Origin of the sequence: Aequorivita todarodis (genome assembly GCF_028561335.1) — a bacterium.
In the GTDB taxonomy this organism is placed as follows: domain Bacteria; phylum Bacteroidota; class Bacteroidia; order Flavobacteriales; family Flavobacteriaceae; genus Aequorivita; species Aequorivita todarodis.
Map to the genome: position 1 here is coordinate 17,104 of NZ_JAQQTG010000002.1, position 25,478 is coordinate 42,581.

Annotated in this window: 26 protein-coding genes; 17 read left to right on the forward strand and 9 right to left on the reverse strand. The window is 42.0% G+C overall.

Going from position 1 to position 25,478, the window contains the following annotated elements; translation table 11 throughout:
- Positions 1 to 94: 94 nt before the first annotated feature.
- From mdh to gyrB, 3 genes are all read right to left on the reverse strand, one after another.
- On the reverse strand, positions 95 to 1,021 hold the full coding sequence (mdh, locus tag POV26_RS00365) for a malate dehydrogenase (protein ID WP_272854509.1): 927 nt from the start codon (positions 1,019 to 1,021) through the stop codon (positions 95 to 97).
- Positions 1,022 to 1,226: 205 nt separating this feature from the next.
- Complete coding sequence (locus tag POV26_RS00370; protein WP_272854510.1) at positions 1,227 to 2,084, reverse strand: tetratricopeptide repeat protein; 858 nt, start codon at positions 2,082 to 2,084, stop codon at positions 1,227 to 1,229.
- A 69-nt stretch (positions 2,085 to 2,153) separates the two neighbouring features.
- Complete coding sequence (gene gyrB / locus POV26_RS00375; RefSeq protein WP_272854511.1) at positions 2,154 to 4,094, reverse strand: DNA topoisomerase (ATP-hydrolyzing) subunit B; 1,941 nt, start codon at positions 4,092 to 4,094, stop codon at positions 2,154 to 2,156.
- 301 nt (positions 4,095 to 4,395) lie between these two features.
- Here gyrB and POV26_RS00380 point away from each other — a divergent pair, with 301 nt between their 5' ends.
- Positions 4,396 to 4,938 carry a DUF2911 domain-containing protein gene (locus POV26_RS00380; protein WP_272854512.1) on the forward strand — a complete coding sequence of 181 codons (543 nt, stop codon included), beginning with the start codon at positions 4,396 to 4,398 and terminating at the stop codon, positions 4,936 to 4,938.
- Positions 4,939 to 4,994: 56 nt separating this feature from the next.
- Here the strand turns inward: POV26_RS00380 and POV26_RS00385 are convergent, their stop codons facing one another.
- Positions 4,995 to 5,624 carry a 7-carboxy-7-deazaguanine synthase QueE gene (locus POV26_RS00385; protein WP_272854513.1) on the reverse strand — a complete coding sequence of 210 codons (630 nt, stop codon included), beginning with the start codon at positions 5,622 to 5,624 and terminating at the stop codon, positions 4,995 to 4,997.
- Between the two features lie 247 nt (positions 5,625 to 5,871).
- On the opposite strand from POV26_RS00385, the gene POV26_RS00390 reads away from it, so the two are divergent.
- From POV26_RS00390 to POV26_RS00415, 6 genes are all read left to right on the forward strand, one after another.
- Positions 5,872 to 7,401: a helicase HerA-like domain-containing protein gene (locus POV26_RS00390; RefSeq protein WP_272854514.1), complete on the forward strand. Its 1,530-nt coding sequence runs from the start codon at positions 5,872 to 5,874 to the stop codon at positions 7,399 to 7,401.
- A gap of 187 nt (positions 7,402 to 7,588) precedes the next feature.
- On the forward strand, positions 7,589 to 8,155 hold the full coding sequence (locus POV26_RS00395; RefSeq protein ID WP_272854515.1) for a hypothetical protein: 567 nt from the start codon (positions 7,589 to 7,591) through the stop codon (positions 8,153 to 8,155).
- A gap of 263 nt (positions 8,156 to 8,418) precedes the next feature.
- Positions 8,419 to 8,658: a DUF7218 family protein gene (locus POV26_RS00400; protein WP_272854516.1), complete on the forward strand. Its 240-nt coding sequence runs from the start codon at positions 8,419 to 8,421 to the stop codon at positions 8,656 to 8,658.
- The gene (locus POV26_RS00405) at positions 8,658 to 9,083 is read left to right on the forward strand and encodes a VOC family protein (protein ID WP_272854517.1); all 426 of its coding nucleotides are present in this window, start codon (positions 8,658 to 8,660) and stop codon (positions 9,081 to 9,083) included. Before POV26_RS00400 ends, POV26_RS00405 begins: the two co-directional genes overlap by 1 nt.
- Positions 9,080 to 10,120: an AI-2E family transporter gene (locus POV26_RS00410; protein ID WP_272854518.1), complete on the forward strand. Its 1,041-nt coding sequence runs from the start codon at positions 9,080 to 9,082 to the stop codon at positions 10,118 to 10,120. Before POV26_RS00405 ends, POV26_RS00410 begins: the two co-directional genes overlap by 4 nt.
- A 110-nt stretch (positions 10,121 to 10,230) precedes the next feature.
- Positions 10,231 to 10,671: a YkvA family protein gene (locus tag POV26_RS00415; RefSeq protein WP_272854519.1), complete on the forward strand. Its 441-nt coding sequence runs from the start codon at positions 10,231 to 10,233 to the stop codon at positions 10,669 to 10,671.
- Here POV26_RS00415 and POV26_RS00420 read toward each other — a convergent pair.
- From POV26_RS00420 to ffh, 3 genes are read right to left on the reverse strand one after another with little or no spacing between them, the layout of a single operon-like run.
- A complete protein-coding gene (locus POV26_RS00420; RefSeq protein WP_272854520.1) occupies positions 10,668 to 11,546 on the reverse strand; it encodes a bifunctional 5,10-methylenetetrahydrofolate dehydrogenase/5,10-methenyltetrahydrofolate cyclohydrolase in 879 nt (292 codons plus the stop codon). The two genes, POV26_RS00415 and POV26_RS00420, sit on opposite strands and share 4 nt — an antisense overlap.
- A gap of 42 nt (positions 11,547 to 11,588) precedes the next feature.
- On the reverse strand, positions 11,589 to 11,951 hold the full coding sequence (locus POV26_RS00425; RefSeq protein WP_272854521.1) for a four helix bundle protein: 363 nt from the start codon (positions 11,949 to 11,951) through the stop codon (positions 11,589 to 11,591).
- Between the two features lie 56 nt (positions 11,952 to 12,007).
- Complete coding sequence (ffh, locus tag POV26_RS00430; RefSeq protein ID WP_272854522.1) at positions 12,008 to 13,336, reverse strand: signal recognition particle protein; 1,329 nt, start codon at positions 13,334 to 13,336, stop codon at positions 12,008 to 12,010.
- A gap of 203 nt (positions 13,337 to 13,539) precedes the next feature.
- Between ffh and nhaA the strand changes: the two genes are divergently transcribed.
- The 9 genes from nhaA (at position 13,540) to POV26_RS00475 (ending at position 22,502) form a co-directional block, all read left to right on the forward strand.
- Positions 13,540 to 14,862 carry a Na+/H+ antiporter NhaA gene (nhaA, locus tag POV26_RS00435; protein WP_272854523.1) on the forward strand — a complete coding sequence of 441 codons (1,323 nt, stop codon included), beginning with the start codon at positions 13,540 to 13,542 and terminating at the stop codon, positions 14,860 to 14,862.
- Between the two features lie 226 nt (positions 14,863 to 15,088).
- Positions 15,089 to 16,831, forward strand: coding sequence for a T9SS type A sorting domain-containing protein (locus POV26_RS00440; RefSeq protein WP_272854524.1), 1,743 nt, complete (start codon positions 15,089 to 15,091; stop codon positions 16,829 to 16,831).
- A 104-nt stretch (positions 16,832 to 16,935) separates the two neighbouring features.
- Entirely contained in the window at positions 16,936 to 17,391 is a 456-nt protein-coding gene (locus POV26_RS00445) for a GNAT family N-acetyltransferase (protein WP_272854525.1), read from the forward strand.
- Between the two features lie 4 nt (positions 17,392 to 17,395).
- The gene (locus tag POV26_RS00450; RefSeq protein WP_272854526.1) at positions 17,396 to 18,691 is read left to right on the forward strand and encodes an APC family permease; all 1,296 of its coding nucleotides are present in this window, start codon (positions 17,396 to 17,398) and stop codon (positions 18,689 to 18,691) included.
- Between the two features lie 81 nt (positions 18,692 to 18,772).
- Complete coding sequence (locus tag POV26_RS00455) at positions 18,773 to 19,102, forward strand: ArsR/SmtB family transcription factor (RefSeq protein WP_272854527.1); 330 nt, start codon at positions 18,773 to 18,775, stop codon at positions 19,100 to 19,102.
- 41 nt (positions 19,103 to 19,143) lie between these two features.
- Complete coding sequence (locus tag POV26_RS00460) at positions 19,144 to 20,031, forward strand: arsenite methyltransferase (protein WP_272854528.1); 888 nt, start codon at positions 19,144 to 19,146, stop codon at positions 20,029 to 20,031.
- 1 nt (position 20,032) lies between these two features.
- Positions 20,033 to 20,650: an arsenate-mycothiol transferase ArsC gene (locus POV26_RS00465; protein ID WP_272854529.1), complete on the forward strand. Its 618-nt coding sequence runs from the start codon at positions 20,033 to 20,035 to the stop codon at positions 20,648 to 20,650.
- A gap of 62 nt (positions 20,651 to 20,712) precedes the next feature.
- Positions 20,713 to 21,075, forward strand: a complete 363-nt coding sequence (locus POV26_RS00470) for a hypothetical protein (RefSeq protein WP_272854530.1) — start codon at positions 20,713 to 20,715, stop codon at positions 21,073 to 21,075.
- 143 nt (positions 21,076 to 21,218) lie between these two features.
- Positions 21,219 to 22,502 carry a T9SS type A sorting domain-containing protein gene (locus POV26_RS00475; RefSeq protein ID WP_272854531.1) on the forward strand — a complete coding sequence of 428 codons (1,284 nt, stop codon included), beginning with the start codon at positions 21,219 to 21,221 and terminating at the stop codon, positions 22,500 to 22,502.
- 113 nt (positions 22,503 to 22,615) lie between these two features.
- Here the strand turns inward: POV26_RS00475 and POV26_RS00480 are convergent, their stop codons facing one another.
- On the reverse strand, positions 22,616 to 23,887 hold the full coding sequence (locus POV26_RS00480) for a DEAD/DEAH box helicase (RefSeq protein WP_272854532.1): 1,272 nt from the start codon (positions 23,885 to 23,887) through the stop codon (positions 22,616 to 22,618).
- A 228-nt stretch (positions 23,888 to 24,115) separates the two neighbouring features.
- Positions 24,116 to 24,781 (reverse strand): RNA polymerase sigma factor, encoded by a 666-nt coding sequence (locus POV26_RS00485; RefSeq protein ID WP_272854533.1) that lies wholly within the window; start codon positions 24,779 to 24,781, stop codon positions 24,116 to 24,118.
- A 107-nt stretch (positions 24,782 to 24,888) separates the two neighbouring features.
- Between POV26_RS00485 and POV26_RS00490 the strand changes: the two genes are divergently transcribed.
- Positions 24,889 to 25,281, forward strand: coding sequence for a hypothetical protein (locus POV26_RS00490; RefSeq protein WP_272854534.1), 393 nt, complete (start codon positions 24,889 to 24,891; stop codon positions 25,279 to 25,281).
- Positions 25,282 to 25,478: the final 197 nt, after the last annotated feature.

The window sequence follows — 25,478 nt, forward strand, 5'->3', positions numbered from 1 at the left end:
AAAGGTTTTAAAAACCTTTGGGGTTTTTCAATGAAAAAAACCTCACAGGTCTTCGAGACCTGTGAGGTTTATTTATACTACTTCAATTTTGGAATTAAAGTTCCAGCAAATCATTCGTCTTTCTTACACCTTCGGCACTTTCTTTCATATGTGCTTTTTCGGCATCGTTCAATTCAATCTCAACGATTTTTTCGATACCGTTTCGGCCCAAAATAACTGGAGCGCCAATGCAGATATCCTTCATTCCGTATTCACCATTGAGCATTACGGAACAAGGGAACATTTTCTTTTGGTCGCAGGCAATGGCCTGTACCAAAGCTGAAACTGCTGCGCCCGGAGCGTACCAAGCTGAAGTTCCCAAAAGTTTGGTAAGCGTTGCGCCACCCACTTTGGTGTCTTCCATTACCTGGTTCATTCTTTCTTCCGAAATAAATTTTGTTACGGGAACGCTGTTTCTTGTTGCCAATCTTGTCAATGGAACCATTCCGGTATCGCTGTGTCCACCGATTACCATTCCGTCCACATCACTGATTGGAGCGCCCAAGGCTTCGGCCAAACGATATTTGAAACGTGCGCTATCCAAAGCACCGCCCATTCCGATGATTTTATTTTTGTCGAGACCCGAGGTTTTATGCACCAAATAGGTCATAGTATCCATCGGGTTGCTTACTACGATTATAATAGTTTTAGGAGAATGCTTTACAAGATTTGAAGAAACATCCTTCACAATTCCAGCGTTTATACCGATCAATTCCTCACGTGTCATTCCCGGTTTACGCGGAATACCGCTGGTGATTACGCAAATATCGCTACCCGCCGTTTTTGAATAATCGCTGGTCACTCCTGTGATTTTGGTATCGAAACCGTTTAGGGAAGCGGTCTGCATCAGGTCCATTGCCTTTCCTTCGGCAAAACCTTCCTTGATGTCCAACAAAACTACTTCACTTGCAAAATTCTTGATGGCAATGTACTCGGCACAGCTCGCGCCCACGGCACCTGCCCCTACAACTGTTACTTTCATATTATGTGTTTAGGGTTTATAGTCATTCCCGCGTTTCGACTTCGCTCAATATGAACTGCGGCGGGAATCTGTTAATTATTTATCTCAAAGTTCTTTTTGAACTCTGCACAAAAATACCAATATCTGCTTAAAATAATGGTAATAAAGGGTTAAAAAGGAAAGATTAGGTAATTAATCCCGAAGGGATTCAACATGAATTTTAAATTCAATGATGTGCAAACCAAACTTTCCGAACTTGATACGGATATCGCTCATAAACTACATTGTCTTCGTTGATGGTGTTTCCCTTTAAAATATCTTCTTTTGCTTCGTCAAATAATTTTAATGCTTCGTCAGTCTTACCCAATCTATAAAGACATCCTGCTTTGTAATATTTCACATCTCCAAAACTTGGATATTTTGATAGGGATTCATCAAAAGCCTTGATGGCGCTTTCGCAATCATTCAATTCCAAATAAGCAATCCCCAAATACATCAAATCTAAATGATGCACCCAATCCATTCCGCTATTTTTTTCAATTTGATCTATGCTTTTTTCCAAATAAATTTTCGCCTTTTCAAATTCGTTCAACTGCAAATAGCTTATTCCAATATAAAAATAATAGGTATGGTCCATTACATAGCCTTCGCCGAACATTTCCAGATATTTCTCAAAATCGGCAATGGACGCTGTGTAATTCTTAGAAAAGATACACTCCATAAAGCCTTTGTAATCCAAGTATTTTTGGGGATTCAGCTCTGCCGCCTTCTCCAAAAAAGGTTTGCCCAATTCATCCTTGTCTTCTTTATATAAAGGCATTGCGCGTTGTTGGTAGAAATTGGCAATAGTTGGATATTTTTTTATAACGCTATCCAACGCATTTCTTCGTTTTTGTGAATTGATTCCCAGTCCCCTCAACGAATACATCACATTTTCAACTATGGAATCGGTCTCAAATACTGTGTAGGATTGCGGTTTCGGAACAACTTCATTTTCAATTTTTGAATTGCAGGCAACTACAAATACCATCGCCAAAATGAAGAGACCCAATTTGAAGGAGGAAGTAGATTTCATATGTATCATTTCAATCAAATTTAAAATAAAAAAGACTCCCGCAAAGAGAGTCTTTTAGTTTTATATATTTCGGAAAAGTTATGCATCAATATTCGCATAAACCGCATTCTTCTCAATAAACTCTCGGCGTGGTGGAACCTCGTCGCCCATTAGCATAGAAAAAATTCTGTCAGCCTCGATCCCGTTATCAATTGTAACTTGACGAAGCGTTCTAAATTCAGGGTTCATGGTAGTGTCCCAAAGCTGCTCGGCGTTCATCTCTCCCAAACCTTTGTAACGTTGGATGGACGCGCTGCCGCCAAATTGTTCGTTTATCGCATCGCGTTCCTTATCGCTCCAAGCATATTCTTTTTTAGCGCCTTTTTTCAATAAATAAAGCGGCGGCGTGGCAATATAAACACAGCCTGCCTCCACCAATTCCTTCATATAACGGAAGAAGAACGTAAGGATCAACGTGGCAATGTGGCTACCATCCACATCCGCATCACACATAATTACCACTTTATGATAGCGCAGTTTTTCAAGGTTCAAGGCTTTGCTGTCCTCTTCGGTGCCGATGGTTACACCAAGGGCGGTGTATATATTTCGGATTTCCTCGTTTTCAAAAACCTTGTGGTGCATGGCTTTTTCCACATTCAGAATTTTTCCCCTCAATGGAAGAATGGCCTGAAAATTACGATCGCGGCCTTGCTTGGCAGTACCGCCCGCAGAATCTCCCTCCACGAGGAATACTTCGCATTTTAGCGGGTCCTGTTCAGAACAATCCGAAAGTTTCCCCGGCAAACCACCACCGCTCATCACGGTTTTGCGCTGCACCATTTCACGGGCTTTCCGCGCTGCATGGCGGGCCTGTGCCGCAAGAATTACTTTCTGCACGATGGTTTTTGCATCGTTTGGATGTTCTTCCAAATAATTTTCGAGCATTTCAGAAACTGCTTGGCTTACCGCTGCGGTAACTTCACGGTTACCCAATTTGGTTTTTGTTTGCCCTTCAAATTGGGGCTCCTGCACTTTTACCGAAATAATTGCGGTCAATCCTTCACGGAAATCATCGCCGGAAATTTCAAATTTCAGTTTATCGAGCATTCCAGAGGCATCTGCGTATTTTTTCAAAGTACGCGTCAACCCAGCGCGGAAACCCGAAAGGTGCGTTCCTCCTTCGTGGGTGTTGATATTGTTTACGTAGGAATGCAAGTTTTCATTGAAAGAGGTGTTGTAAACCATTGCAACTTCAACGGGAATGTCGTTTTTTTCGCCTTCCATAGAAATTACATCGGCAATGATTGGCTCGCGGTTTCCGTCCAAAAAGCGGATAAATTCCTTTAAACCTTCCTCACTATGGAATTTTTCGGTTGCAAATTCACCGTTTTCATCTTTTTCCCTTTTATCAGTGAAGTAGATCGTAATGCCTTTGTTCAAAAAGGAAAGCTCGCGCATTCTGCTTGCAAGCGTGTCATAACTGTATTCGAGCGTTTGCTGAAATATTTGCGGGTCTGGCTTAAAGGTAACAACGGTCCCCCGATAATCGGTCTCACCGATAGATTTTACGGGATACATTGCTTTTCCGCGCTCGTATTCCTGTTGCCAAATTTTGCCATCCCGGTGCACGGTAGCGGTTAAATGTTCGGAAAGTGCGTTCACCACCGAAACCCCAACCCCGTGCAGACCCCCGGAAACTTTATAGGAATCTTTATCAAATTTTCCGCCGGCTCCAATTTTGGTCATTACCACCTGCAAAGCGGAAACGCCTTCTTTTTTATGAATATCTACAGGTATTCCACGGCCATTGTCCTTTACGGTAACGGAATTGTCTTCGTTTATCCAAACTTCAATGGTGTCGCAATAGCCTCCCATTGCTTCATCTATGGAGTTGTCCACAACTTCATAAACCAAATGGTGCAAACCGCGGGAGCCTACATCGCCAATATACATGGAGGGGCGCATGCGCACGTGCTCCATTCCTTCCAACGCTTGAATCTGATCGGCGCCGTAGCTGCCTTTTTTCTGTTCTTCGCTCATATAATAATTTGAATGATTTTCAGTTTTTTCGTAACGAACAAATATAACCAAATACCCAATAAAATTAAGGGTTTGCGTACTTTATAAGCTGTAAGTTATTAACAAATTCCTGTGAAAAACGCGGCATTATGGGCTTTGGGAAATAGATTTGGGTTTTGGCGTAATAGTTGCGCACTATTTTCGACTTAATGAACGTTTTATAATACTCTTTTTCCGGAAATTTTAAGTTGGATTTAAACTTTTCATTGAAATATTTGTCCTAAATTGGGATTCCCAACAATTTTAAAAAACACATTAAATTATGAAAAAAGCATTCCTCATATTTTTCGTTGCCGCTACGAGCCTGTCATTCCAATATCTACAAGCCCAGAATTTTCCAGAGATGGATGCTTCCCCGATGGATCTTGCCATGGCGCGGCCCGACAAAAAAAGTCCGCCTTTGGCCAGGGTTATCTACAGCCGTCCGCAAAAAAAGGGACGTGATATTTTTGGAGGCTTAGTGCCTTATGGCGAAGTGTGGCGCACAGGCGCAAACGAAGCTACCGAGCTTGATATTTATGTTCCCCTAAAATTTGGAAGTACGGTTTTAAAGCCGGGAAATTACACACTTTACACCATTCCTGACGAACAAAATTGGACGATCATTATAAACAGCGACACCAATGTTTGGGGGGCTTTCAGCTATAAAAAAGAAAAGGATGTTGCCCGAATTACCGTGCCCTGTGAACAAGCCGTTGCGCCCATTGAATCCCTGTCAATGATTTTTAAAACGGACAGCAAAGGCACTATTTTGATGATTGGCTGGGACGACCATTATGTGGAAATCCCCTTTAAAAAAGTCTGACGTAGAGACGCACGGTCATGCGTCTCTACTTATGGAAGACGCACGGCCGTGCGTCTTTATGGGATATTTAGGTATTTATGGGTCTGCAACGAAACTTTCCACTGCGGGTTCTGCATTACGTAATCCACAATCAACGGGCTCATTTTTTCGCGTTTGCTCCATTCCGGTTGTAGATAAAGGATGCACTCTTTGTTTACTTTGGCCGCCTGTTCTTCCGCAAAGCGGAAATCGTCTTTGTTGAAAACGATCACTTTCAATTCATTTGCTACTTTATAAACTTCCTCCGTAGGCAATTTCATTTTTTTTGGCGAAAGGCAGATCCAGTCCCAAGTTCCGGTAAGTTTGTAAGCTCCCGAAGTTTCGATATGCGTTTGCATGCCGCGTTCTTTCAACATTTGTGTCAACGGGCCCATATCCCAAGTAAGTGGTTCGCCGCCGGTTATTACAATGGTTTTTGAATATTTCGAAGCATTTTCAACTATTGCTTCAATTGCTGTTGGCGGATGCAATTCCGCATTCCAACTTTCCTTCACATCGCACCAATGGCAGCCCACATCGCAACCGCCCACGCGTATAAAATAGGCGGCAGTTCCCTTATGGAATCCTTCGCCTTGAATGGTGTAAAACTCTTCCATTAAAGGCAACATCACTCCTTTATCCACTAAATTTTGTACTTCCTTTTTCATTGTGGCAAAAATACTTTAAATGTGAATGGAAATTCCAAATAACAAACACCAAATAACAAATAAATTACAAATGACAAGTTCCAAATCCCAAATTCCAAACAAATCTCAAAAAACAAGAACCTACCAAATTTGAATTTAAAACTAATCTGATTTTGAATTTTAAATATTGAAGTTTGCTTTTTATTTGGGATTTGGGATTTGGGATTTGAGGTTTATATTTCCTTACCTTTGAACAAAAATTAGAAAGATGGCAGACAAGCAAGTTTTTTTTGATTATATAAACAACGGTTATGCGACAAAAGGTGATTTTATAACGCTTGGCGCAGCAATGCTTAACGGCGAAACCGTGAAGGATGCTTACGTTAAAATTCCCTTGAAAACCTTAAACCGGCATGGCTTGATTGCCGGTGCTACGGGTACCGGAAAAACGAAGACGCTTCAGATTATCGCCGAAAACCTTTCGGAAAAAGGAATTCCCGTGCTTTTGATGGACATAAAAGGCGATTTAAGCGGAATTGCCGCCCCCGGAACCAACAATGCCAAAATTGAGGAACGCCATGCGGCCATTGGTTTTCCGTATGAAGCGAAAAAGTTTCCAGCGGAAATTCTTTCGCTTTCAGACCAAGAAGGCGTTCGGCTTCGTGCTACCGTGAGCGAATTTGGCCCGGTCCTGCTTTCGCGCATCCTCGATTTGAGCGATGTGCAGGCCGGCATTGTTTCGGTAATCTTTAAATATTGCGACGACAATAAAATGCCGTTGCTTGATTTAAAGGATTTCAAAAAAATATTGCAATACGCCACCGATGAAGGAAAAGACGAATTTGCCGATGCGTATGGCCGGATTTCTTCTTCTTCCACTGGTGCCATTCTTCGGAAAGTAGTGGAATTGGAACAGCAAGGCGCCGATTTGTTTTTTGGCGAAAAATCGTTTGACACCGATGATTTGCTTCGCGTGAACGAAAACGGGATGGGGTATATAAACATCCTCCGTTTGACCGATATTCAGGATCGCCCGAAACTTTTTTCAACTTTTATGTTAAGCCTTTTGGCTGAAATTTACGCAACCTTCCCCGAACAGGGCGATAGCGGCAGGCCGGAATTGGTAATCTTTATAGACGAGGCACATTTAATCTTCAACGAAGCCAGCAGCGCACTGCTCAACCAAATTGAAAGCATCGTAAAATTGATACGTTCCAAAGGGGTGGGGCTTTATTTTTGCACTCAAAACCCAACCGATGTGCCCGATGCTGTTTTGAGCCAACTGGGTTTGAAAATCCAGCATGCGCTTCGAGCCTTTACGGCCAAGGATAGAAAGGCGATAAAACTGACAGCGGAGAATTATCCACTTTCCGACTATTACAAAACCGACGAAGTTTTAACCGCCTTGGGAATTGGCGAGGCTTTGGTAAGTGCTTTGAACGAAAAAGGTATCCCAACACCGCTGGCCAGAACGATGCTCCGTGCGCCCATGAGCCGCATGGACGTTTTAACGGAGGAAGAATTGAAAAATTTATTGAAATCCTCAAAACTCATCCCGAAATACAATGAAGTGACGGACCGCGAAAGTGCGTATGAAATGTTGACCGAAAAAATAGAAACCGCCAACAAGGAAGAAGCAAAGGAAAAAGCCCAAAAAGAGAAGGAGGCTGCAAGAAAAACTACTTCCGGCCGAAGTTCCTCCAGCCGCAGAAGTACTTCGAACCCTTGGATAAAAACACTTTCAAGCCCAACTGTAATTCGCAGTGTTTTGGGGATTTTGGGGAAAATGATGAAATGATTGAAAAATTCCAAATAAAAAACCTGCCTGTCGTGCCTCTGGCAGGCAGGTTCCAAATTCCAAAATTTCATCCTTAATAAATCCCGAACTCAAAATCAAGACGAAAAAGACCCATAAACCCACTAAACTTAATAACCAAATAACTTTTTAACTCAATAACTTAATAACCCAGTAACTAAAAACTTAAATGAAAAAAACACTCATACTAATAGGAATAGTTTCACTTGCTTTTGTTCAATGCGGAAAGGACAGCGATCCTTTTCTGATTAAAAACGGTTCCATCGGCAATCTTACCAGCGAGATGAAGGTCAAGCAAATCGATTCCATTTTTGCGGCAGATTCCATTGTAAAAATAAATTCATCACCAAACGCTTTGGAAACTCAGGGCGAGGTGGAGATTTATGAAAAGGGCGGCAAAAAGCTTCTTTTGCTTTCTCCCAAAGACGAGGCCGATCCAAATTCAACAATTACCGATATTTTAGTTTTCGACCCTCGCTACAAAACAGAAAAAGGACTGAATTCAGCTAGTAAGTTTAAAGATTTTAAGGCAAACCATGCTGTTGCAAATGTTCAAAGAATACTCCGGGGCGTAATGGTATTTCTAAAAGATTCTGACATTTATTTAACCATTGATGAACAATATCTTCCAGCGGAACTTCGCAACGATCCTGATGCCAAAATTGAGGCAAGTCAAATTCCTGATGATGCACCAATAAAATATTTTAGGATTGGCTGGGAACCTGCTGCTCAGTGATCAGTGGTCAGTAGTCAGTGGTTTTATGAGGCTAAAGAAATTTTGCGTGCAAAGGTTTTGTTAACATTCATTAAAAAATAAATGCTTTCCTTTAATTTTAGTGCAATTAACCATTCAAAATGATTGTATTATGACTGCGATTTTAGGTTCTACTTTTGAAGCCATTGCGCTTCTTAAAAACAAAAAAGACACAGCTAAAACATAATTTATTAACTTTAAAGCCCTTTGTTTTTCAAGGGGTTTTATGCTTAAAATGAATCGTTATGCCAAATCCAAGAATTAAAAACGAAGAACAGTACGAGGCATTGCGCGACAAAGGATATAGCAAACAAAAAGCTGCCCGCATTGCCAACACTCCAGACGCCGGAAAAAAAGGCGGGAAAGCAAAACCTTATGAGGAATGGACCAAAGCCGAACTTTATGAACAAGCTAAGCACGTGGGCATTGAGGGCCGTTCAAAAATGAAGAAAAAAGAACTGATCCACGCTTTAAGAAATAATTGATGGCGAACACATTAAGGCCCTTCCATCTCGCAATACCCGTAGATAATTTGGAAGTTTGCAGAAAATTTTACAGAGACGTACTCGAACTTTCCGAAGGACGCAGCAGCGACCATTGGGTAGATTTCGATTTTTTTGGGCATCAGCTTGTAATTCATCTAAAAGAGAAGGATTCCGAAGTAGAAGCCATAAATCCCGTAGATGGAAAAGATGTGCCCATACCGCATTTCGGGGTTGTATTGGATATGGAAACCTTTAAGGTTTTTTCTGAAAAACTGATTCAAAAAAACATTACCTTCATCATAGAACCGTACATTCGTTTTGAAGGACAGGTGGGCGAACAGGCTACCATGTTTTTTAAGGATCCCGCAGGAAATGCTTTGGAATTTAAAGCATTTAACGACCTAACACAATTATTCGCCAAATGATCAAACAAATACCGCCGCAAATCATCCGACAAATATTTGTCATTTTACTCGTTTTATTAATGGGAAGCCTTATTTTTAGGGAGCTACTTCCTTATTTAACAGGGGTTTTGGGAGCGGTAACCATTTATGTTTTAATGCGCAAATGGATGGCTACATTGGTCAACAAAAAAAAATGGAACCCTTCGCTGGCAGCCACTTTCCTGATGTTCCTTTCTTTTGTGGGAATCCTAATTCCCATTGCAGGTATTATTTTGATGCTCACCAACAAAATTGGCGACGCAGTCCAGAATTCCGCAGAGGTTATTAGGGCACTTAAGGAGCAACTTGGAAAAATAGAGGACAAAGTTGGGTACGACCTTAATTCACAGATAGACCCTTCGGCCATTACGGGTTGGATTTCGGAAAACCTGCAGAGCTTGGCAGGGGGCACTTTCAACGCGTTTATCGCTATCGGGCTAATGTATTTTATGCTTTATTACATGCTGACCAACCGAACCGATTTACGGGAATCGCTCAAAGAATACATTCCCATGGATCGTGGAAACTTAAAGGAAATCGGTTCCGAAGTACAGGCTATGGTGCGCTCCAATGCGCTGGGCATCCCCTTGGTCGCATTAGCACAGGGAATAGTCGCGTTAATAGGCTTCCTTATTTTTGGTGTTGAAGATCCTTTCTTTTGGTTCGTTATTGTTACCATCGGCAGTATGATTCCATTTGTGGGAACTTTGGTGGGTATTCTGCCTGTTTTTTTGCTCACACTTTCCACCGGGCACAGCTTTCAAGCCTGGGGAATCCTTATTTACGGCTTTGTGGTTGTGGGTTCAACAGATAATATCATTCGCCTTTATGTGCTTAAGAAACTGGACAATGTGCATCCTCTAATAACGCTTATTGGCGTTATTGTGGGCGTACCGCTTTTCGGTTTCATCGGGCTTATTTTTGGCCCGCTGCTCATCAGCCTTTTTATGGTAATTGTCCGTATCTACAGGAAAGAATACGGCAAAGAGGATACCGCGACCGAAGAAGAAAGATTGTAAATTTTATTTCTTCCGAAGAATTTATTTTGTCGTTTCAGAAGTATTTATAACATAATTTTAAAAGTATTCCTTCTTCAATTCTTTATTTTTAGGGAACAAATAAATATTATATGCTTTTCAGAAAAAAGAAAGAAAAAAAACCCTCTACCATCGCCATGATGGATTCTAAGATTAACGAGGATTATGTGGGGGAAAAAGTAACCAAAATAAAAGACGAAGATATTGAAATAGTCATGGACAACGAAGAAGCTATTTCAGAAAAACTGAGCAACGCCAGCCCCTTGCGCAAATATGCCGAACTCGGAAAAATTATGTTCGCCATGCTCAAAGACGTTAAAAAGGGAAATTATCCAAACGTGCCATGGTTTACCATTGCTTCCATTGCAGTAGCTCTTTTATATGTTTTCAATCCTTTTGATTTGGTGCCGGATTTTATTCCAGGCGTAGGCTATATTGATGATTTGGCAGTATTATCCATCAGTATGGGCTGGATAGAAACAGATCTTCACAAATACTTGGATTGGCGTTTGGCGAACGGTGAAAATGCTTAGCCCTTGCGCTGCTCTCTCGCCAAAAGGGTATTTTTAAGAAGCATCGCAATGGTCATTGGACCCACACCGCCGGGAACTGGCGTTATAAACGAAGCTTTTTTGCTCACATTTGCAAAATCAACATCCCCTGTAATTATATAGCCTTTTGGATGGCTGGCGTCTTCAACCCTTGTTATTCCCACATCAATAATTACGGCATCGTCCTTTACCATTTCAGCCTTCAAAAAGTTTGGAACGCCCAATGCTGAAATGATTATATCTGCCTGTGTGGTTATCTGCGCGATGTTTTTGGTGTTGCTGTGCGTAAGGGTTACGGTACTATTCCCTGGCCAACCCTTTCGGCTCATCAAAATGCTCATCGGGCGGCCCACAATGTGGCTCCTGCCAATAACTACGGTGTGTTTTCCCTTTGTATCCACATCATAGCGCTGTAGCAATTCAAGAATCCCGAAGGGCGTTGCAGGAATGAACGTGCTCATATCCAAAGCCATTTTTCCGAAGTTTTCGGGGTGAAAACCGTCCACATCTTTTGAAGGATCTACGGTAAGCAACACTTTTTGGGTATCAATTTGTGGAGGCAATGGCAGTTGCACGATGAAACCGTCTATATTGTCATCCTCATTTAATTCCTTAATCTTTTTCAGTAATTCCAGCTCGCTTGTGGTGTGCGGCATTTTCACCAAAGTAGATTCAAAACCAACCCGTTCGCAAGCCTTAACCTTACTGCCAACGTAGGTGAGGCTGGCACCATCGTCGCCAACAATAATTGCGGCAAGGTGAGGCACTTTTTCACCGTTGGCCTTCATTTTTTCAACTTCAGCGGCTATTTCGTTTTTTATGTCGTTGCTTACTTTCTTTCCGTCTAGTATTGTCATTTTTTTCAAAAGTTTTCAGTAGCAGTTGCAGTTGGCAGTCTTTCAAACTCCAAATTTGCTGGGATTATCGATCATGTAATTTATAAGCTTACCTATTTCTTCACTTCTATTGTTTAAGTCGGTTTCAATTTCTTCTGAAATGTAACCAGAAGCTTTTGCAAATTGTAACCAAACCTGTGTTTCGGAATTCTCGGCATCACTATCGGTCAATTTACTGATGAAATGTTTTTCATATTTTCTTTTTCGGTAAGCTTCGGCAATGTTTGCACAGACGGATCGTGAACTTCTTCTAATCTGATCTGTCAAAGAATAGGTTTCTTCTTTTGGAAAAGTTTTCGATAATTCCAAAATATCCATTGCCAAGGCGAATCCTTTCTCATAGGCCAATAAAGTTTTAAAACTCATATATGAATAAATTTACGCTCCAAACTGCACACTGCAACTAGATACTGCAACTTAAATCAACGCATCTTCCCCATAGCCTGCATCATTTTGCGTCCGCCGCCGCCTTGCATCATCTTCATCATCTTGCTCATTTGGTCAAATTGTTTCAAAAGTTGGTTTACTTGTTGAACGCTGGTGCCGCTTCCTTTGGCGATCCGTTTTTTTCGGCTTCCGTTTATAATTGCCGGCTCGGTTCTTTCCTTTGGAGTCATTGAATGGATAATGGCTTCAATTCCCTTAAAAGCATCGTCATCAATATCAACATCTTTCAAGGCTTTTCCTGCTCCGGGAATCATTCCCACCAAATCCTTCATGCTTCCCATTTTCTTAACCTGTTGGATCTGGTTAAGGAAATCATCAAAACCGAATTGGTTCTTCGCAATTTTCTTTTGAAGTTTTCTGGCTTCCTCTTCGTCAAATTGTTCCTGAGCACGTTCCACAAGTGAAACAACGTCGCCCATCCCCAAAATACGGTCGGCCATACGCGCGGGGTGGAACACATCAATGGCGTCCATCTTTTCACCGGTACCGATAAACTTGATAGGTTTATCTACAACACTTTTAATGGAAATGGCCGCACCCCCGCGGGTATCACCATCGAGTTTTGTGAGCACAACGCCGTCAAAGTTCAATCTTTCATTAAAGGTCTTTGCCGTGTTTACCGCATCCTGTCCGGTCATCGCATCGACCACGAAAAGGGTTTCCTGCGGGTTAATGGCTTTATGGACGTTTGCAATTTCCGTCATCATCGCCTCGTCTATCGCAAGACGACCGGCAGTATCCACAATTACGACATTAAAGCCATTTTGCTTGGCGTGGGCAATTGCGTTCTGTGCAATCTGGACCGGATTTTTATTTTCGGGTTCGCTGTAAACGGCAACACCTATTTGGTCCCCCACCACGTGCAATTGGTTAATTGCCGCAGGACGGTATATATCACAGGCCACCAAAAGCGGTTTTTTTGTTTTTTTGGTTTTAAGATAATTGGCAAGTTTTCCAGAGAAAGTAGTTTTACCACTACCCTGCAATCCAGACATTAAAATTACCGTCGGGGAGCCACTTAAATTAATGCCAGCGGTTTCGCCACCCATCAGTTCGGTAAGTTCGTCCTTTACCAATTTCACCATCAATTGACCGGGCTGCAAGGTGGTAAGTACGTTTTGGCCCAGGGCCTTTTCCTTTACGGTATTGGTGAATTCCTTGGCGGTTTTAAAGTTGACGTCGGCATCCAAAAGGGCACGGCGCACTTCCTTTAAGGTTTCGGCTACGTTTACTTCGGTAATGCTGCCGTGACCTTTCAGTACGTGCAGCGCTTTGTCCAGTTTATCGCTTAAATTATCGAACATATTCTTGCTTTCTTTTTGAGAGTTGCAAAGGTAAAAAAAAGTTGGCAGTATTCAGTTGCAGTATTCAGTATTCGGCACCCTGCAATTCGGCACATAGTTTTCTGTAGATTTGCTGTCTACGTTTTTTTAAATGAAATTTTAAAAAATAAACAACAAAAAATATTTATACGGGTTTTGTATATTGCCAACTCGCAGAAAAACTTATGATAAAAGAAAAAGTACTCTCCCCTTTTCAGAAATTCGTCAACCTTCAGAGCTCTACTGGTATATTGCTTTTGGCAACCACTATTATTGCACTGGTCTGGGCCAATTCGGCCTTTTCGGAGAGCTATCAATCTTTTTGGCAATATGAAATCGGTATTGTTACGGACAGCTTTGAACTCGTAAAACCTTTGATACTTTGGGTAAATGACGGATTGATGTCTATTTTCTTTTTCTTAATCGGGCTGGAAATAAAACGCGAATTTTTGATTGGCGAGTTAAATTCCACCAAAAAGGTAATGTTTCCACTATTTGGAGCTTTAGGCGGCATTGCCCTGCCAGTGATTCTATATTTGGTCCTCAACCAAAATCCGGACACCCTAAAAGGTTGGGGGATTCCTATGGCTACGGATATTGCCTTTGCCTTGGCTGTGTTGAAAGTGCTGGGAAATAGAGTTCCCACCAGCCTAAAAATCTTCCTCACCGCCTTTGCGATTGTGGACGATTTGGGGGCGGTGCTGGTAATTGCCATTTTTTACAGTGGAGAGCTAAATTTGGTCATGTTGGGCGGCGCCTTGGGGCTTCTGGCCCTCATTTACATTTTAAGCTATAGAGGTTTATACTCCGAATTTGTAACCATTATTGCCGGATTTATCGTGTGGTTGTTGTTTTTAAAAGCGGGTCTACACCCCACCCTGGCGGGAATCCTAATGGCATTTGCGGTTCCGGTTCGTCAGAAAATAAGCACCGATGAATTTACCGACCAATTGGACAGTATTGTAAAAAACATAAAGGAAAGCACCATTCTGCAAAAACCCGTTCTTTCTGGCGAACAGCTCGAACTGATCGACGATTTGGAGGACTGGTCTGATAAGTATCGATCTCCCTTGCAGCATTTGGAACACAAACTGCACAACTGGGTGGCATATTTGGTGATTCCTATTTTTGCACTTGCCAATGCTGGAGTAGCCATCAATGGTGAAGGTGGGCTGGAAACGGCTTTGGTCGTGAACATTATGATCTGTTTGATTTTGGGGAAAAGCATCGGGATTTCAACCGTTATCTTTGCGGCGCGAAAGTTAAAGCTAATAGATGTGCCTTCAGATATTACAAACAGACAGATAGTCGGGGTTTCATTTTTGGCGGGAATTGGATTTACTATGGCTATCTTTATTGCCGGTCTTGCCTTTAACAGTAGCCCGGAATATATAGATTCCGCTAAAATAGGAATCTTGATAGGCTCGTTTATTTCTGCCATTCTTGGATATGGAATCCTTCGTTTTAACTCAGTAAAAGGAAAGTTCGGCCCTGCTCCGAAAGCTTAATAAAATCATTATTTAAATTATTTTAGGGAAGCCCTGTCTTCCCCGCGCCCTCCACTGCCACGATGCGATGTGGAGGGGATTTGGCCATTCAAAACAGTTTAATGGACATTTAAAACAATAATTGGCCATTCACCGCATAATCGAATATTTCCAAACCGTTTCGAATTAATTTCACTTCCTTAAACAGCTTTCACAACCAAAATTTAAGCTATAATTCGAATCTATTATGACGAAACCATTACTATTATGCAGCCTTTGCCTCCTTTTATTTTTCGCCGAAAAAACAAGGGCACAATCCTTTGAGGAAACCACTTTTGAAGATATTACCACCACGCCTTCAGCCTCGCGAAGTGCCAATTTTATTGATGTGAACGGCGATGGATGGGATGATATATTTTTCACTAACGGACCCGCCGCGGGGCAAAACAATATGCTTTATTTAAACAATGGCGATGGCAGTTTTACCACTGTAATTGCAGACGATATTGTTTCGGACAACGACCGCTCAGACGGCGCCAGTTTTGCCGATGTTGACAACGATGGCGATTTGGATGCCGTGGTGGTCACTTACGGCAGAAATGGTACGGGGAAGAAAAATTATTTCTACCGAAACAATGGCAACGGCACTTACACATACGAACCCGATAACGCCATTGGAATTCCGTTGACCTATTCTGAAATGGCAAATTGGATAGACCTCAACAACGATCAGTATTTGGATGCCTATATTACCAACAGTGTGGTTTCCACCCGAAATCTTTATTTTGAAAATCAGGGCAATGGTTCTTTTGAAGCGGTAACCGGTCTGTCAATTACCAGTGAAACGCTTGCTTCGCGCTCCATAAATTGGATAGATTACGACGGCGATGGCGACAGCGATTTGTTTATTGCGAATGAAAACGATGCCAACAATTCCCTTTTCAGAAATGACGGACCCGATAATTTCACGCAAATCACCAATCTGGCCATCACACAAAACGGAAGGAATTCCGCTGGCAGCTCGTGGGCCGATGTGGACAACGACGGCGATTTCGATCTTTTTGTGGCAAATTGGGACGGACAAAGCAACCAACTTTTCCTCAATGAAAATGGAACTTTTGTAGAACAGACAAGTTCTGCCATTGCGCTGGAAATTGGAAGTTCATTTGGTTCCGCCTTTGCCGATGTTGATAACGATGGCGATTTGGATTTGTTGGTTTGCAACGCCTATTTTCCGGGCCAAATTACAAATTCACTCTTTATAAATGACGGAAACGGTGTTTTTACCAAGGACACTAACAGTGCGCTGGCAAACCATCAGGGCAATACGTTTGGCTGCGCTTTCGGCGATTACAACAACGACGGGTGGCTGGACGTTATATTGGCGAATACCTTAAACGAAAACCAGGCCAATTCACTTTTCAAAAATACTGGCAGTGGAAACAATTGGATAAAGATTCGTTGTGTTGGCGATCCGTCCAATGGTTCTGCGGTAGGCGCCAAAGTGCGGGTTCGGGCCAACATTAACGGAAACGAAGTATGGCAAATCCGACAAATTGAAGCCGCCAGTGGCTATTGCAGCCAAAACAGTTTCACCAACCATTTTGGATTGGGCAACGCTACAAATGTGTCTGAAATTAGGGTTGAATGGCCTTCGGGCACGGTAGAAACTTTTACCGATATTGAAGAAAACAACACCTATTTGATCGTGGAAGGCAATGGCATTCAGTTGGGAGTGACAGCTAGCGCAAAGCACGATTATATAATTTACCCCATTCCGGCGAAGGATGTTTTGATGATCAATTTTCCTTCAAATGGACTTGCTTCAAAGGTGGAAATTTTCGACTTGAATTCCCGTAAATTAAAGGAAGAAAACAAGGTTTCAACATCATCTTTTGCGATGGACGTGAGCCAATTGAGCGCGGGGGAATATATTCTGAAAATCACCAATAACGCCGGCATTACCTCAGAAAAAATCATAATTAAATAGCAACCTACTGTTCCTAAATGTTGGTTGGAAAATGAACGTGTTGGATTTTCACAATGAAAATTCAGCGCGTTTTTTTATCTTCACTTTGCCAATATCCAAAGTAGATGAAGCTTATACGCACAGATTCCAACAACCCAGATTTTGCTGAATTGGTAAAACAGCTGGACGCAGATCTTGCCATACGCGACGGGGAGGACCATGCGTTTTACGATCAATTCAATAAATTGGACGCTATAAAACACACTGTTGTGGCCTATAATGAAGCCAATCGGGCAGTGGGTTGCGGTGCCATCAAGCAGTTTGAAACAGGAATTATGGAAGTAAAGCGAATGTTTGTTCCCCTTAAAGAACGCGGAAAAGGAATTGCGGGGGAAATTTTAAAAGAACTGGAAATCTGGGCAAAGGAATTGGGCAACGACAAATGTATTTTAGAAACCGGAATAAAACAGCCGGAGGCCATTTCGCTATATAAAAAAAGTGGCTATAGATTTATTGATAATTATGGCCAATATGCCGGGGTGGAGAACAGTGTTTGTTTTGAAAAGTTATTGAAAAATTAAAAGCATGAAAAATTCCAAAGACTCCATAAAACTGAAAGACGCCGTTGCCATCGGTATCGGCGGGATGGTGGGCGGAGGAATTTTTGCAGTTTTGGGGCTTGCGGTTTCATTGGCAAAAGGAGGAACGCCGGTGGCATTTCTCTTTGCAGGAATTATTGCTTTGTTTACAGCATATAGTTATTCAAAATTATCACTTTCGTACCCCGACAGGGGCGGCACGGTAAAATTTGTGAACGAAGGTTTTGGCAGGGGTATTTTCAGTGGCGGCATCAATAACGTTTTGTGGATAAGCTATATTATTATGCTTTCTCTTTATGCAACTGCGTTTGGCAGTTATGCGCCAAACCTTATTTCGATAACTGGCAGCAAGGCAATTGACTCCCATATTTTTGTGAGCGGGGTTATTTTATTGGCAACGCTTATCAATTATTACAGCTTAAAGGTTGTTGGCGAAATTGAAAGTCTTGTAGTATTTATCAAACTCTTTATTCTACTGGCCTTTGCAGGAATCGGAATTTATGGTCTGTTCGGAAATGCAAATATCGGCCAACTGAATCCCGCAAACTGGGAAAGCCCGTTTCTTTTGCTTACCGGCGGAATGGTAATCTTTGTTGCCTACGAAGGTTTTGAACTCATTGCCAACGCCGTTCCAAACTTGGAAAACCCGAAAAAAAATGTGCCCCGCGCCTACTTTGTTTCCGTTGGTTTTGTGGTTTTGCTTTATATCATCATTGCAATGGTTACCGTGGGTTCCTTGGGTTTTGATAAAATTGCAACGGCCAAAGACTACGTTTTGGCAGCCGCGGCCAAGCCGATGATCGGGCAAATTGGGTTTACCGTTATGACCGTGGCCGCACTTATTTCAACCTTTTCAGCAATAAATGCCACGCTATATGGCGGCAGCCGCGTAAGTTATGAACTTGCCGAAGACGACGAACTGCCCCATTCCTTTACCGACCAATTTTGGAATAAGCCCATAGGATTGGCAATTACGGTAATACTCACATTACTGACGGCAAATTTTTTAAATCTCGAAAGTATTTCAACTTCTGGCAGCGCTGGTTTTCTTTTGATTTTCGCTGTTGTGAACTATGTAAGTTTTCGCAAGGCAGAAACGATAAATTCCAGCAAAACCATTAGCTTGATTGGGACGATTCTTTCGGCTATGGCGTTTGTTGTTTTGATTGTCCAGCAATCCACTTCAAATTTGTTGGGTGTGTCTATTTCTTTGGGAATAATAGTAGTTTGCTTTCTTATTGAATGGTTTTATAAAAAACACAAACCAAAAACGAATCAGTAAAATCTTATAATTTTTTTAAAATTTCCTATCTTTTTTACAATCTTTAATCGTAATATTGCAATATACAATTCAATTAGAGAAATGGGAATCACAAAAACCGAAATATTCACTGAACAACAAAACGAGATTGCAACATTGGCCAAAGCCTTTGGGCATCCGGCGCGCGTGGCCATTCTTCAGCATCTTTTCAAAATAAACGCTTGTATCTGTGGCGATTTGGTGGAAGAAATTGGGCTGGCGCAACCTACAATTTCACAACATTTAAAGGAACTAAAAAACCTCGGCCTAATTAAGGGAAGTATTGAGGGCACTAGCATTTGCTATTGCATAGCTACAGAAAATTGGATCAAAATGAAGAAAGTAATGCTGCAGTTTTTGGATCAGGATATTTCCAAAGAAAGCTGTTGCTAAAAAAGATTAAACTGAAACACAAACCAAAAATTTCAAAAAAAATGAAAAACGAACAAGAATTAAAAGACATCGTAAAAGACCGATACGCCAAAATAGCCGAACAGGGCAAAGCCGAAAACGCGGCCTCCTGCTGCGGCGCAACAACGCCTTCAAACAAGGTTTATAATATAATGATGGACGATTACTCAGAAACAGGCGGTTATGTAGAAGATGCAGATTTAGGGTTGGGCTGTGGCCTTCCTACGCAATTCGCGAAAATTAAAAAAGGCGATACCGTAATCGATTTGGGTTCGGGCGCGGGTAACGATTGCTTCGTGGCAAGGCACGAAACGGGAAGCGAAGGAAAGGTAATTGGGATTGACTTTACCCCAATTATGATTCAAAAAGCGCGAAACAATGCAGAAAAACTGGGATTCAACAATGTAGAATTCAGAGAGGGAGATATAGATGCAATGCCTGTAAACAATGACGTTGCAGATGTAATAGTGAGCAACTGTGTTTTAAACTTGGTGCCGAACAAACAAAAGGTAATCGGCGAAATTTTCAGAACGTTGAAACCGGGCGGCCATTTTAGTATTTCCGATATTGTTTTGGTCGGAAATCTTCCAGATGCCCTTAAAGAAGACGCCGAAATGTACGCGGGCTGCGTGGCGGGAGCAATCCAAAAAACGGAATACTTACAATTTATAAAAGACGCAGGGTTTCAGAATATCCAAATTCAAAAGGAGAAACCTATTGTAATCCCGAACGATATTCTTGAAAAGTATCTTTCTTCGGAAGAAGTGAAAACATTCAACACTTCCGATACGGGCATTTTCAGTGTTACGGTATATGCCGAAAAACCGGGAACAAAGCCTGAAAAACCGAAAAGACAATTGGCTGAAATAAATGATGAACCCTGTTGCTCCCCGGACGGGAATTGTTGTTAAAATGGAACTATCCGACCCAATTCACAAATTTATTGAAGAACTGGAAACGAAAGATATTTCCGAAGAAAGAAAAACCGTTTTACAGCCCTTGGCCGATTACATAATTTCAAAAAACAAAAACAAAAAAACAGTCCAACTTAATTTCATCTGCACCCACAACTCCCGCCGGAGCCATTTGGCACAGGTTTGGGCGCAGACCATGGCGGAATACTTCCGAATCAAAAATATAGCATGCTATTCTGGCGGGACGGAAGCTACTGCCGTTTACCCAATGGTTGTGGAGGCTTTGGAAAATGCCGGATTTAAAATTTCAAAAGAAAGTGGAGGCAACAATCCCGTTTATAAAATCAGTTTTTCTAAAACAGACCCGCCTATTTTTGCCTTTTCAAAAAAATATGATAACGAGGCAAATCCCACAACTAACTTTGCCGCAATTATGACCTGTTCGCAGGCCGATACAGGCTGCCCTTTTGTGGCTGGTTCGGAAAAGCGGATTTCCATAATGTATGAAGATCCAAAAATTTCAGATGGCACTGCCCAACAACTGCAAGTTTATAAGGAACGCAGCGAGCAGATTGCTTCCGAAATGAAATATGTTTTCTCGCAAGTAAACTTTTAAAGTAATTTTTCCAACGGTATTTTCACAACAAATTGAACTGAAAAAAGTTTTATCTTGGCATAATGAATCCCAAACTAAAAGCCAAACTCTTCAGATTCAGTTTTCTGCTGAATGCTTTTATTTTCTTTATCGGCGGCCTGGGTTTACTGGAAGAAGGAAAAAACGCCCTTGCCATCCTTCAGTTTGTTACTGCGCTTTTCAACCTGTTCATGTTGCTAAAAAAGCTTTCGCCAAAAAAACGAATAGCCCTAAACTATATCATACTCATCCTCAATATTCTCGTGGCCGCGAGTGTTGCGTTTGATTACTATTTTATGGGGAAGGAAAAAATCAAGTATTTGTGGTTTTTTGCGGCATTTATGTACACGGTTGCGCTTATCGTGCACATTCGGAAACAGCGAAATTCTGAAGCCAGGGTCCATTAAAGATTTATCGAGAAAATTTTCCTGTTGCACAACTATTTCAGAATGCTGATAATAGGGCCCTTCTAAATCGGAGTTTTTTGTTTCCTATAGTTTTTTATTATACATTTAGTCTTTAACTTGTTTCCGTTTTAAAGGATTCCTATATGAAAAAAACAATACTTTTTGTTCTAACATGTGTTCTTTTCAATACAGCCTCTGCGCAACAAGGATGGTTTTATTCCGCCTTTATTCCCACGGAAAACCACCATGGGGCCATTGCTACCATAACGGAAGACATTGCTGTAGCAGTGGTTGACGGTGGCGATTTTTACAAGACCACCGATGGCGGAGCTATATGGAATATCTTTGAAAGCGGAATAAACCAAGAATTCTACGACTTGGCATTTGCCGATGCCAATTTGGGTTTTGCCGTAGGTGCGGAAGGAGCTATGCTAAAAACCAACGACGGCGGCGATACTTGGGCACAAATTTCCACCTCGATTACTGTCAAATTATACGCCATTGGCATTGCTTCCGCAGATAACATCTGGGCAGTAGGCGATGCAGGAGTGGTTCTGCATTCCACAAACGGCGGAAATACTTGGAGTTTGGATACTACCCTTTCCACCGAACGATTGAATTCCATAGCTTTTAGGGATGAAAATACGGGCTATATTGCCGGCGATCATGGCGAACTTCTTTTTACCGCAAATGGCGGATCTACCTGGGAACCAATCCCTGAGATCGATACCCAAAAAGATCTATTGAAAATAAACGCCACTGCCAATTTTGTCCAAATTCTTGCAGGTGTTTCCGGCGATGTACCTTTAAGGGAAGGTGATGAAACATTTAAAAGTTCAGACAATATAACTTGGACAACGTACCAGGCTCCCATATTTGCCCCTACTGCCAGTGATCTTTATTTTTTTGATGATGCCATAGGCTTTACTATTTCCTCTCAAAACGCACTGTGCAATTGTTGTTATATTGAAGTCCTTAAAACCGAGGACTCGGGAGAACAATGGAACACCAGTTATTTTGGAAATGACATCGGAACAGTTTGCAACGCATTCTTTGGTTATGCCGATATTGCTTTTGCCACAGATTTAACGGGCTATTTTTTCATCGGAAACTTGATATACAAAACCGTGGACGGCGGCACCGAAACCGTTATTATCGTAAACACGGAAGACTTCAACAAGCCAAAAGACTTTGCGCTTTACCCCAACCCCACCCAAGGAAACAATCTGACCGTGGCGCTTACGAATATAAATACTTCCGATTTGCTTTTGAATATTACGGACATAACCGGAAAAACGGTTTACTCCACCACCGAGTTGGGCAATAACACTACCTTGAACATTTCTGGGTTGGCGAATGGGCTTTATTTTGTTACTTTGAAAGAAGACGGAAAACCTTTAGTCTATAAAAAACTGATCAAAAATTGATAGCGTTCTTTATTAATCTTCTGTTTAGATTACTCTCAGATTTTATAAATGCCCTCGCCACCGCACTGCCGAGACTTCGGTACATCCTGCGGTATTCCCGCATTTAGAAAAACCTACCTTCTCCCCCTATTCCTATTGCTGCCCTTTTTGGAATGCGTATTTACTTTAGTCCCAGCATTACGCCCACGGCTGTGTCGCTGCGCTTTTTGGCGTTTCTTTTCTTCCTCGGCTTCCTTAACGTCGGCCATGGTTTCGGTGGGCTGAAAGTTTGGTAGGGTTTTGGGCTGAAGGCGCTCGCCGATCAACTTTTCAATATCCTTTAAATAGCCAACTTCATCAAGGCTCACCAACGAAAGCGCTTCGCCACTGGCTCCTGCCCTTCCGGTACGGCCAATGCGGTGAACGTAATCTTCGGAAACGTTTGGCAATTCAAAATTGATAACGTGCGGCAATAATGGAATGTCCAGGCCACGGGCGGCAATATCGGTGGCTACCAATACGCGTACTTTTCCTTCCTTAAACCCAGACAATGCTCTGGTACGCGCGCCTTGGCTTTTATTTCCGTGGATAGCGGCCGAAGTGATTTTCGCCTTTTCAAGTTTTTCGCTCAAACGGTTGGCACCGTGCTTGGTCCGCGTAAACACTAATACTTGTTTCCAATTTCCTTTAGAAATAAGTTTTATGATCAAATCCGTTTTTTGGGCTTTATCAACTCGATAAACAGTCTGATCAATCTTTTCGACCGTAGTATTCTGAGGCGTAGCTTCAACCAAAACGGGATGTTGCAAAAACTCATTGGCCAACTTTTTTATTTCCTTAGAAAAGGTTGCCGAAAACAATAAATTCTGTCTTTTTGAAGGCAATAGGGCGAGTATCTTTTTAATATCGCGCAGAAAGCCCATATCGAGCATCCTGTCGGCTTCGTCCAAAACGAGGATTTCAACTTTTGAAAGGGAAAGCGCATTTTGGTTTTCCAAATCGAGCAACCTGCCTGGGGTTGCCACCAAAATATCCACGCCGTTACGAAGGGCACGAATCTGTGGGTTTGCGCCCACGCCGCCGAAAATAACGGTGGAACGCAGGTCTGTAAATTCGCTGTATTCCTTAAACTCATCCTGTACCTGTGCGGCGAGTTCGCGGGTTGGGGTAAGTATCAAGGCGCGAACGGGGCGTTTTCTCAACGCGGGTTCGCCGTTCAATATTTGGAGCATCGGCAGGGCAAAACCTGCGGTCTTTCCGCTACCGGTCTGGGCGGAGGCGAGTACGTCCTTGCGTTCCAAAATTAAAGGGATTGCTTTTTGTTGAATTGCCGAAGGCGTTTCATATCCTTTTTTGCTGATTGCTTTCAGCAGGGCATCGGACAGCCCAAGGGATTTAAATGACATTTTTTAGATATTAGATTTTAGACATAAGACTTAGGACTGCATGACCTAAGACGAGTGACCAAAAAAAATGAGTATTGTATGATTTTGATTATTTGTGACCGCTGCGCTTGGAGATAGTATATCGCGGCGCTTTTAGAATTCGGTCTTTTTAAGAACCATTAAAACTAAGAAGACGGTTTTAATAAGCGGCGAAGGTACGGCTAATTTTCTGCGTGAAAGCCAAAATGGTCAAATACGTTTCATAACATTTTCCACCACCGCATCACACTTATGGTTGCCAAACTCAAAAATGGAAGCATCGTGGGTAGTTTTGAAGAGCTCTTCCTTCAATAAATTTTTGGCCCGATGCAGACGGACTTTCACGTTGCTATCCGTCAATTTAAGGCAGTCGGCAATCTCTAAATTGGACAACCCTTCCACTTGATGGAGCATAAAAACCACTCGGTATTTTTCAGGGAGTTGGTCAACTGCTTGTTCCACCAAGGTTCGGGTCTCGGTCTTTATGGTTTGCTTTTCTGGGTTCATCTGGTTTGTATCTGGCAAATGGAAAACGTTGTCTAAGCGTTCCGTTTTTCCGTAATTAGTGGTTTGTCTTTTGTTCTTTCGTATTTGCTGCAAGGCTTCATTTATGGCAATCCGAATGAGCCAGGTAGAAAATGAGGCTTCATTGTTGAATTGTTCCAACTTGGTATAGGCCTTAACATAGGCATCCTGCATAATGTCCTTTGTGTCGTCTTCCGAGTGGATATAACTTCGCACGACCCTGAAAAGCCGCTGGTTATACCGTCGCAATAAAATTTCAAAAAGTCCCTTTTCCCCTTGCAAAACCCTTTCCACAATAATGGAATCGGGCAATTTGGTCAAGGTAAATGATTCGAGATGGTGTGCTTTCATACTATGTTCTTTTCCTTTTGATGCCATAAGCTGCCTAAAGTTACAAATTTTGTAACCGCGACCCATCCATGGCATCAAACCTATAGAACCAAAAAATTCATTTAATCATGACAACAGTAACAAAAACTTCGGAAATCAACAAAATCCAGAACCTCCTAAAAGCGGTGTTCATCATCGTGCCCATAGTTGCGGGCTTGGACAAATTCTTCAACATTTTAGTGCAATGGGATACCTATCTGGCCCCCGCTACTTTGGAAATGCTTCCCTTTAGCGGCGAAACGTTTATGAAAATAGTTGGGATAATCGAGATTGTGGCAGGTATAATCGTAGCCATCCGCACCCAGATAGGCGCCTATATCGTTTCGCTCTGGCTGCTGCTTATCGCGCTAAGCCTCATTTTTACATGGCACCACCCCGATGTTGCCGTACGCGACATCGTGATGGCCATTAGCGCCTTTATTCTGGCCAAATTAAGTACTCCTCCAGCAAATGCAGGCTAAGCGCTAATTCTATTTTGCCCGTGTTGCAAACTTCCCTTTGGACATTTTTTTTCCGAAGGGAAGTTTTTTATTGAATGAAAAGAGCCGGGTGGTTCCAAACACTGTAAAATATTGATTTTAGGATAGTTTGGGTTTAATTCTTAAAATGATTTTTTTTAGGGCCTTTTCCATTTCCAAAAAAATAATCGTACATTTAA